Origin of the sequence: Methanobrevibacter sp. (assembly GCF_045646205.1) — an archaeon.
Lineage (GTDB): Archaea > Methanobacteriota > Methanobacteria > Methanobacteriales > Methanobacteriaceae > Methanocatella.
Genome location: NZ_JAZRKF010000055.1, coordinates 1 through 9,298 on the forward strand (window position 1 = coordinate 1; position 9,298 = coordinate 9,298).

Consider the following 9,298-nt stretch of genomic DNA (forward strand, 5'->3'; position numbering starts at 1 on the left):
AGACTCCTTTTGAATATCTATACAAGTAAGACTTTAGTTTTCTCATTTTCTTATAAACTATGCTCGAGCCGCTTGTGGTGAAAGCCACACGGGCGGTTCCTCGGAGAGAAGGGAGGAGTAATCCTCCTAACTTATCCAACCAAAACACCACCGAGACATCAACGCCGCAAAAAACATATTAAAAGAAGGAATCAGAATAATATCATAAAACAAAAAAATGAACCGGTAAGACAACCGGGGATAGCTTGGATAATACTTATACTCAAAAGAGCATAACTGCCCAAGAATAATTTTACCAAATGCCACAAACATTAAGTAAAAGTCTACTATTTGTATTCATTATATTTAAAAGTATATTTATCGGCAAAACCTGCATCTTGAAGTGTATTGATATTGAAGGCAAGCTCCTCTTTTTCCATCACAAGCTGATACTCGTCCTGTATTTTATTTACGCTTCGAAGAATGTTGACCCCTACCGGCACAAGTCCCTTATACTCATACTCATACTTAAGGTTAAGGTCATTGAAAATTTCAACCGGAATGAGTGTTGAAAGAGCATCCTTTCCATGTTCAAAATAAGTCTCTAGAATATAGTCGATAGATTCGCCTGTTATAAAGGGCAAATCGGCATTTATGAAAAGCAGAACATCACTTGAAGACTTTTTTTCAAAGTGATCAAGAATTAAAGACAGGTCATGCAGAAAGTCAACGCCCGGAGTGTCTAGAATCTCATAGCCGAAATCCTTGATATAGTCTGAAGTTTCGGGAGTGTTTGGACTCGTTGCAATAATTACTTTTTCGACCAATTTAGATGATTCCAAATTGTCAAGTACATATTTAATTAATGGTTTATCATGAATTTTAAAAAGAGGTTTTTCGACTGGAGTTTTGAGTCGTGTTCCTCTACCTCCAGCCATTACAATTGCATAAATCATACAAAAAACCTAAGCGAATTTGCCTCCGGCCATTTTCATACGATCTTTCAGTATACATCTTCCGCCCTGTTTTCCGCCGATAGGAACTTTCGGAGTACCCATTGAATTCATACAACGGGCCATAATAGCAGAACCTAAAGCAAGACCGTCTTCAACAAAGACAACGCTTTCAAACTTGTCCTGAACAGCCTCCAAAATAAGCTCAGGTTTGCGTCCGGTAACACCAGCCCTTCCGGTAATACCCAATGCGGAGCCCGGAATAATTACATCTTCGGCAAATGCAACGTCAAGCACACGTGTAACGATATTGGTACTGACATAATCCAGTGTTGAAAGAAGTGTGCCGAGACCGTCCTCATCATAGAACTGTGCCCCCAAGTCCATGAGTTCATCGAGTTTGTCACCGTTTACACCGACGTCACAGCCGATTAATGTTGTGCCGGCAGCTGCAGCGGCTTCAGGGTTTACAGGAACGGTACCGAACCTGTCCATGTCCATTGGAACCTTGGAAATGTTGATGAGCTTATGAGCCTCTAAAGCGTTGGCTTCAGCCTTTTTCTTATCTCCCTTTTTGGCCTCTTTTTCATTGTATAAGTCTAAAGCTGCCCCGTTTTTCTTATCGATTTTACCGGAACCTCTTGCAATTGAGTCGCTTACAACACCTGCAAGACCCAAGAAGTTTCCGACAGTGTTTGCGTAAGGCTCGTTGTCGTTAACTATACGCCCGGCCAAGGTGGATCCGAAATCCAGTGAAACGCAAGGGTTTCTGTAGTCAACATCAGTCCATTTTGCACCAAGCTTGATACCTGCAGTTACAAGTTCCCCTTCCATCTCGTTTGCAACGACTTCTTTACCTTCAGGAGGAACCACACTTACAACAGCACCGTCGAAAAGAATGTTTTCCAGAAGGGAGTGTTTTTGAAGCCTTTCGGGAAGCTGTGAAATACCCATTGCAGGAGACATCTTACGAGGTGGAATATCCGCTTCAAGACATCCGTCAGCAAGAGCAATGATTAACTGACCTGCCTCTTCTGCAGTTGCAAAACCTGCCGTAACCCCGGTTGACCTTACAACAAAGTCCAAATCCTCATCCTTGTCAACGTTACATTTTTTAAGGGCTTCAAGAACGGTATCACGAATAAGCTCTGTTACAGCCTCTTTGGAAAGTTCAATACCCCAAACGGTCTTACCGAAAACTTCCTCATTGGCCTTAGGCTTACGGATATCACGAGTCATTTTAACTGTTTTATTCAATAAGTAGGACTCGCTGGTATTTAAGTTGGTGGCCATTACGATACATTTGGTTGTAGTGTTACCTAATTCAACAGAAGCAGTTACATAAAAAGTATCCGGTTTTTTAACAGCGCCGGGAGCTGCAGGACCTGCCCTTTGAGCTCTTAAAACGTCAAGGTTTCCTTCCTTGGAATGAGCAATGATAGGCTTAGGACCTCTACTAAAAATTTTACTTAAAAAAGACATTATTTAACCTCTCCAAATATTAAAGTTAAATAATAATCTATTGTTGAAATAATATAAATCTTATTAAAAAAGTTTAGAAAAAATAGAAAAAAATGATTAGATGATATAAATCACCTAATCAAGACCCTTTTTATATCTATAATAAGTTGTTAATTGGGTGGTCTTCTACAGGTTCGGTACCGATATCTTTTGCTGCTTCAGCAATCATAATATCTGCCATACCACAAGCAGGGAATGCGAGTCTTGCGTTTTCGATAGGTCCGAATAATACGAAGTCTCCTCCTGCCATTTGTTGTACGATGTTTGAACCGATATCACAAACAGGCCATGCTTCTTTGTGTTCTTTTTTGTATCCTCTTAACCAGTCCCATGCAGATGGAACGTTGTGAATACCGGATCCTACAGGGTATCCCCATTTAGCTTTAACAGCGTAAGAGGTTCTTACAGCAGGTCCTGCACCTTGACCTAATGGAGTAACTGCTACGTCCATCCAAGGTTTGGTAATACCACATTCGTCAGCCATTTCGAGAATACCTTTGTCGATTACGTCTCCACCGGTTTCCCAGATTTCGATTTTACCTTCAACACCAGCTTTCATTGGGTTGAATCCTAAGAGAATGGAAGCGTCGATGTCTGAGTTTTTAACTGCTTCGATTTCTCCAGCTTCTGCAGCCATACTTAAGGAGTTGTAAACAGCTCTTTCACATAAACCGACTTCTTGTACGTATTCTACACCTGCAATTTTTGCAGCAGCTGCAGTTGAGTCGATAAGGAAAGGTTTGTCACAGACGTCACCTACAAATTCTAAGTATTTTACCATAGCTTCTGCAGTAGCACCGAAAGTTTGTACAACACAAGGGTTTCCGGTTACATCGGACATTTCTTCCATAGTTTTAATTAATCCTTCAGCAGCATCTTTATCAAAGATACCTTCTTTTTCATCACTAATAATTTTGTGTCCGCCGTAGAAGATAGTTCCTGCTAAAACGGTAGGGTATTCACCAGGTTGTCCTCCCATTTTTACTCCAGCAATATCTACGACGAGTTGTTCTTTCTCAAATCTAAACATAAGTATAACCCTCCTATAATAAGGTAGATAACATTGAAGCTACACCGAATTTTATAGCTACAATTAAAATAATTAATCCAAGTATAATACCATATAGTATACCAACATCTCTACCAGTTTGTTGGCCTAAACGTTGGTAGTATTCTCCAACAGTGAAATCAACTTTTTCTTCTGCATCATCTAATTTTGCAATGATAGGGTTGAACTCATCTGAGGAAACCATTACTTGAGGTATGGAATTTTCTTCACTCATAATAACACCTCTATAATCCTATTGCTTTTGCAATGAAAGGAATAATTACGATAAAGAGCAAAGCAATGCAAATACCAATTGCAAACCCTTTTACTCTAGTTGCGAGTAAACCTGCAAATAATTTACCTTCTCTTGCAAGGAGTTTTGAACTGTATTCAGCATCATCTGCTGCAGTTTTCATACTGCTTATGTTTGGTTTGTTTGAAATTTGTACCATAATTAAACCTCCTCTAGAATATCAAGAATAAAACTCCAATGATTAAAGTAAAAGCTAATCCGATCATTATACCTTGAACTTTACCAGCATAATTACCAGCCATATTTCTTTGGATAGCACCAACCATGTCGATTTTAGTGTTGATATCTCTGATTCTTGCTTCAATTAAAGCAGTTTCAGCTGATACAACTTTCATTTCTTCTCCATCGTCTTCGTCATCGCCATCTTCATCTACAGAAATAACCATAGCTTCTTCTTCAAAAGCACCTGGATCTTTTTCTACACATTCTTTAATTTTAGCATTAATTGCTCCAGTATCTTCAGTATCGATTAAATCAATGATTTCTAATTGGTTTTGGAATCTTTCAATACCGTCGAGTGGAATGTTTTCTACGAAAGGAATAGCACCGGTTGCTCCGATAATTTTCTTTTTATCTGGGTCCGCACCGTTTTCGTATAATGCTTGGATACTTTGACCTGTAATGTGTCCTTGTACTTCAGCACCAGTTACGATTAAGAAACGGATATTAGGGTTTGAAATAATGTTTGCAACAACTTTTTCTATTCCTAAGTTTTCTGTTTTACATGGACCTGCAATTGCTGCACCTGATAACTCGCCTTCAATGTGAGAAGCGAGAGTGGTTACTGCAACAGGGCTTTCAGGATCACCTACAATGTAATCCCCACTAATAACCGGCCAGCCATCTGCAGGAGCTTTTTTATCAGCCATCTATAATACCCCCAATGCTTGTAAGATTGGTAATGCAGCAAATAAGATGAATGATGCTAACAAGAATCCATATACCATGTTTGTTAACATACCTGCAGTAACATAGGAACCTTCTCTTCCAGGGAAAGAACCAGCAGGACTTGTATATGGGTCTAATGAAGCCATTAATTCATCAGCAGCTAATTCCACTTTTGCTACTTGTTCGTTTACTTCATCCATAGATAGGAGTATAACTCCTCCACCTAAAGATGATCCGATGACCCCAGTTACAGGGTCTAATGCGAAATTCATTTCAGGTACGACCTGAATCATAGGTAACATTTGAGCCATATTTGATTCCTCCTATTCTATTGCTCCACTTTAGGCCATAATCCAGCCCATTTAGTTGATGCTGCATCATTAATAGAAGCTAATACGAATGCTCTGAATGAAACAATCCATCCGATTAAACCAATGAGTAAGACAACAAACCAACCTAATCCGCCAGTAGTAGCAGATAAAAGACCAACAATAGCCATGGATAAAAATGCAGTAGAACATGCACATTTGAGAGTTCTTAATTGATCTTCGTTAGGTCCTAAACATGCGTTGAATGGGTGTTGGATAGCCATAGTACACATAATAAATAATACAGCAATAAAACCAGTAGCAACAACATTTTCGAATATTGCAGCCATTTCGTATGAACCTGCAATAGCAACAGCAAATCCTAAAATTGATAAGGCAGCAGCACCTGCGATTTCAATAGTACATTGAAGCATAATTGGGATTTTCATACCTACAATTTTGGTTGCGACAATAGCGATAATAGCACCAATAATAACAGCAATGATGAAACCTAAAATTGGTCCAGCGATAGCCATTTTTAAAGTGTCTGCTAAAGCAAGACCTGCTAATGCAGAAATTACACCAACAGATAATGACATATAACCAATAGAAGGTACACCAGTACCTAAACCATAACTAGCTACTCTACGAATAGCATCTGCTCCCCAAACAATTGCGAGAACAGCGCCGATAGCTGCTAAAACTGGTCCAATAACATCACCTAAAAAGCCTGATAAATAAATACAAAGTAATCCGCCGACAATACCTACAGCGAGTAACATAGTTGAACTTACTGCACCTGCAGCTGCACCGTCAGCACTTCCACCAGCAGACATCTTAGATACCTCCAGTTAAAATAATACAAAATATTCCGACAACAACAGATGCGATAGCACATGCAAGAGCTCCAGTACCAATTCTTTTGAATTTTGGATCGTGCATACCTTCAATGGTACCACCAATGTTATATGAAGCAATTACAGAGTTAATAAAGAACACACCTACACCTAAAATAGCAGCTAAACCAATACTTACAGCTGGGTCGAGAGATAATTTACCAGTTTGGAATGCATCGTAAATTCCGTAGTAGACTAATCCACCACCGAAACCACCAAGAAGACCTCCGATAAGACCACTTACAAATGAAGTAAGAGGTACACCGTGACCTTCAGTACCAGGGGTTTTGTAAGCTTCTTGATTACGTTTGGTAATCCAGTCTACAGGTACTTTGGATGCAGCTGGAACAATACCTACACCGAAGATGTAGATTAAGTTAGCAATGAGCATAGTAATACCCATCATGATCATAGCACCGATAGCACCACCGATACCAACTATATAAAATGGTTCACCTGTCATTGTTGCAGCAGTAATTAATCCTGTTAAACCTGCACCAGCAGCTAACATAGCAGTACCGGTACCTACACCAGTAGCTGTTGCCATAGCCGCAGGAGCTCCTCCTACAGGAATAAAGTGCACACCTGCACCAATCATAATACCGCCTATTGCGATGAATAAAATTAAACTAATTGGATCCATAATCGAAACCTCCTTATTCTTCATCATATGGTCCATATTTGGTTCTTGCAAATACTTCTAATCTATCATCCATGATAATTAATAAGATGATGATTATAATACCAACAATAATACCACCATATACTCCAAATACTACTGTATTCCAGAAACTAAAGAATACAACGAGACCGAAACAGAAACCAGTTAATGGTCCACCGAATTTAGCACAGAAGTTTACTACATCCATAGAGTTTTTAGCACCTAATGGAGCTTTAGTAACAATATCCCCTTGGATAGCTACAGGGGTACCTCCACCAAATTCGAATTTTTGATATTCACTTTCTGCACCATAGTGAACGTCCCCGGTTGAAGAACCGATAGCACCAAGAGCAATACCCCAAAGCATTGCTAAGAGTGGTAATGGGAATACGTGTAATGCAGTACCATTAATTGGAATGGTCATTAAGTATGAAATTCCAACAATACAAAAACTAGTTATAAATCCGTGACCTGCGATAGGTCCTAAAGATTGTGTTAATACATCCATAAATAATGGTTGTTCAAATTGGGATTGTCCGACAATCCTTCCCATGTGGGATGTAACAGTATAAATAGAGTGAACAAAAGCAGCGACACAAGCACCGATTGCGATAGCTACGATAGGTATCATACCTAAAGACATTACTAAGTATGCAATAGCACCAGCAACACCACACCAAACACCATAAGCGACTGGTTCACCAGAAGTCGCCTTGTTTATCATACGGTGTAAATGTCCCATTTGTGGAGCAAGTTGAACTTGAGAGTTAGGGTTACTTTGAGAACCAATGTCAGATTCTAAGTCCTCTGCAGCCCCTCCGATAGTAGCAACTGCACCCATTAATGCAACTACACCTAATGTTACAGGGTCCATAATTTTTTTCCTCCATATTATTTTATTAAATTGATCATTTAATAAACGTGAAATGATTGATTTTTATTCCATATAAAAATCATTCATGCAATTATTTTTATTGCATAGTATTACTTTTTAATACGATTAATATAAATGTTTTGGAATTTTTCAAGTAAACTTGATTTTTGTTAGCAATACTTGCTACATATAATATATTTTTAAGTATTGATAATATAAATGTTTTGGAATTTTTCAAGTAAACTTGATTTTTATATAAAATATAGATAGGTGAAAAATCACCTATCTACGTGTTTATCTATCTATTTTGCTGGGGTAATAGCAGTTCTTTCACCAGCAGGTTCGAATTCTCTTAATGCACCTTTAGCAAATTCTTCACGTACTTTACTGAAGTCGAATACTAAGTTTTTGTCAGCAAATGCGATTTTTACTAATGGGTTGAAAGCCCAAGCGTCTCCACGAGCGGAGTGAGGTGCTTGTGCGATACCAGCGTATTCACCTTGGTGACCTACGTTCATTGCGTAGTTAGGATAGTTTGGTCCTCTCATTTCGAGTGGTAAACCTTCATCGTTTCTGATGGAGAATACGTTAGCAGCACCACATTGGTCTTGTAAATCGAAACCGTAGAATCCTAATCTGGAATGTTGTTCTTTGTGTAAGTACATAGCTAAGTACCATGCGCTTAAACCAGTTTGTGCATTACCAGTAGCGAATGCAGTGGAACAACCTGCAGCTGCGGAAATAACGGAAGCTCTTTGAGATCCACCGAAGTGAGTTTCGAGTAAAGCTGGGTATTCTTCGTATTGTTCTAATGCGTAGAATGCTACTTCAGTACCTACATCAAGGACAGTGTCCATGTTGTTAGGTGCTTCAGTTAATCCACCGTATTTGTCTTCGACGTAGTCTTTACCATAGTAGGTGAAGTCGTCTAATACGTTATCGGTGTATGCTGCGGTAGCATATTGGGTGAAACCTACACCACCAGACATGTAAGAACCTAACCAAATTTGGTCGTATAAAGCAGCACCTAAAGCTACTACTTCTAAGGTTGATCTTACAGGGTCGTCAGGGTAAGCTCTGGAACCTTGACAGATATCTGCCATGAATCCGAATGGAACTCCACCGAGTTCGTTTTCTGCTCTTGCTCTTCTTACAGGTAAGTAAGTACCCATGTGAATAACTTCTGCGTGTTTGGATGCGTATGCGAAGTCACCAGTAGCTCCTTCACCAGCACATTGGTTGTATGCAGAAATCATGGACATACCAATTTGCATAGCAGACCATCTTGAGGTGTTACCACCGTCACAGACTCTTCCTACAATGGATGGAATTCTTACAGCTTGCCAAATAGCTCCGCCAACTTCAGCTTTTAAAGCTTCAGCTTGTTCTTCAGGGAACTCTTTGTTGATGTCTAATACGAATGCAGAGTCAATTTCATCTGCTAATTCATCGTCACCAGTGAAAACTTTTACATAGGAATCTTGTACTACTAATGGGTCAGTTTCTACCATGTGTTCTTGAACTACTGCTGCACCAGGCATAGCGTGGTTTACAGTTTCTAAGTAGTTTGTAATGGTTTCAGGAGTTACTTCAATACCTAATCTTTTTTCGAGAACGTTGTGTGCAGTGTTTAAACCTACAATTACAGTTCTTCTAATATCATCCCATGCTTGTTGGATAGCTGCGTTGTTGATGTAGTGTAAATCGTCACCTTCAACGAAAGTATCAGTAGTGGATAATTGGTAAGACATTAAAGCTCTTTGACCTAAAGGAGAACCAATGTCTGGGTTGTACATTGGGATTCCTCTTTTTTCAGCGATTTCTTTACCTTCTTTTACAAATGCAGTTTTCTTTTCA

General features: G+C 39.2%; 11 protein-coding genes. All 11 read right to left on the reverse strand.

All coding sequences use genetic code 11. The annotated features are described in order from the left end of the window. Positions 1-326: 326 nt before the first annotated feature. Positions 327-935 carry an NTP transferase domain-containing protein gene (locus ACKI44_RS09330; RefSeq protein ID WP_407423730.1) on the reverse strand — a complete coding sequence of 203 codons (609 nt, stop codon included), beginning with the start codon at positions 933-935 and terminating at the stop codon, positions 327-329. Between the two features lie 9 nt (positions 936-944). Further along, positions 945-2,414: a methanogenesis marker 14 protein gene (locus ACKI44_RS09335; protein WP_407423732.1), complete on the reverse strand. Its 1,470-nt coding sequence runs from the start codon at positions 2,412-2,414 to the stop codon at positions 945-947. A 136-nt stretch (positions 2,415-2,550) separates the two neighbouring features. Continuing rightward, positions 2,551-3,483: a tetrahydromethanopterin S-methyltransferase subunit H gene (mtrH, locus tag ACKI44_RS09340; protein WP_407423734.1), complete on the reverse strand. Its 933-nt coding sequence runs from the start codon at positions 3,481-3,483 to the stop codon at positions 2,551-2,553. Positions 3,484-3,496: 13 nt separating this feature from the next. Continuing rightward, positions 3,497-3,736 carry a tetrahydromethanopterin S-methyltransferase subunit MtrG gene (gene mtrG, locus ACKI44_RS09345; RefSeq protein ID WP_407423736.1) on the reverse strand — a complete coding sequence of 80 codons (240 nt, stop codon included), beginning with the start codon at positions 3,734-3,736 and terminating at the stop codon, positions 3,497-3,499. Positions 3,737-3,746: 10 nt separating this feature from the next. Continuing rightward, positions 3,747-3,953 (reverse strand): tetrahydromethanopterin S-methyltransferase subunit F, encoded by a 207-nt coding sequence (locus tag ACKI44_RS09350; RefSeq protein WP_407423738.1) that lies wholly within the window; start codon positions 3,951-3,953, stop codon positions 3,747-3,749. Between the two features lie 13 nt (positions 3,954-3,966). Beyond that, complete coding sequence (gene mtrA, locus ACKI44_RS09355) at positions 3,967-4,683, reverse strand: tetrahydromethanopterin S-methyltransferase subunit A (protein WP_407423740.1); 717 nt, start codon at positions 4,681-4,683, stop codon at positions 3,967-3,969. Continuing rightward, complete coding sequence (locus ACKI44_RS09360) at positions 4,684-5,013, reverse strand: tetrahydromethanopterin S-methyltransferase subunit B (protein ID WP_407423742.1); 330 nt, start codon at positions 5,011-5,013, stop codon at positions 4,684-4,686. It lies immediately after the preceding gene. Positions 5,014-5,030: 17 nt separating this feature from the next. Further along, positions 5,031-5,846 carry a tetrahydromethanopterin S-methyltransferase subunit MtrC gene (mtrC, locus tag ACKI44_RS09365; RefSeq protein WP_407423744.1) on the reverse strand — a complete coding sequence of 272 codons (816 nt, stop codon included), beginning with the start codon at positions 5,844-5,846 and terminating at the stop codon, positions 5,031-5,033. A gap of 1 nt (position 5,847) precedes the next feature. Beyond that, the gene (gene mtrD, locus ACKI44_RS09370) at positions 5,848-6,549 is read right to left on the reverse strand and encodes a tetrahydromethanopterin S-methyltransferase subunit D (protein ID WP_407423746.1); all 702 of its coding nucleotides are present in this window, start codon (positions 6,547-6,549) and stop codon (positions 5,848-5,850) included. 13 nt (positions 6,550-6,562) lie between these two features. After that, entirely contained in the window at positions 6,563-7,441 is an 879-nt protein-coding gene (mtrE, locus tag ACKI44_RS09375; RefSeq protein WP_407423748.1) for a tetrahydromethanopterin S-methyltransferase subunit E, read from the reverse strand. Between the two features lie 302 nt (positions 7,442-7,743). After that, a partial coding sequence (gene mcrA, locus ACKI44_RS09380) for a coenzyme-B sulfoethylthiotransferase subunit alpha (RefSeq protein WP_407423751.1) occupies positions 7,744-9,298 on the reverse strand: 1,555 nt, incomplete at its 5' end.

Excerpts from the sequence above, each read along its gene's own strand:
- ACKI44_RS09330 (WP_407423730.1), bottom strand. The coding sequence starts at position 935 with ATGATTTATGCAATTGTAATGGCTGGAGGTAGAGGAACACGACTCAAA.
- ACKI44_RS09335 (WP_407423732.1), bottom strand. The coding sequence starts at position 2,414 with ATGTCTTTTTTAAGTAAAATTTTTAGTAGAGGTCCTAAGCCTATCATT.
- mtrH (WP_407423734.1), bottom strand. The coding sequence starts at position 3,483 with ATGTTTAGATTTGAGAAAGAACAACTCGTCGTAGATATTGCTGGAGTA.
- mtrG (WP_407423736.1), bottom strand. The coding sequence starts at position 3,736 with ATGAGTGAAGAAAATTCCATACCTCAAGTAATGGTTTCCTCAGATGAG.
- ACKI44_RS09350 (WP_407423738.1), bottom strand. The coding sequence starts at position 3,953 with ATGGTACAAATTTCAAACAAACCAAACATAAGCAGTATGAAAACTGCA.
- mtrA (WP_407423740.1), bottom strand. The coding sequence starts at position 4,683 with ATGGCTGATAAAAAAGCTCCTGCAGATGGCTGGCCGGTTATTAGTGGG.
- ACKI44_RS09360 (WP_407423742.1), bottom strand. The coding sequence starts at position 5,013 with ATGGCTCAAATGTTACCTATGATTCAGGTCGTACCTGAAATGAATTTC.
- mtrC (WP_407423744.1), bottom strand. The coding sequence starts at position 5,846 with ATGTCTGCTGGTGGAAGTGCTGACGGTGCAGCTGCAGGTGCAGTAAGT.
- mtrD (WP_407423746.1), bottom strand. The coding sequence starts at position 6,549 with ATGGATCCAATTAGTTTAATTTTATTCATCGCAATAGGCGGTATTATG.
- mtrE (WP_407423748.1), bottom strand. The coding sequence starts at position 7,441 with ATGGACCCTGTAACATTAGGTGTAGTTGCATTAATGGGTGCAGTTGCT.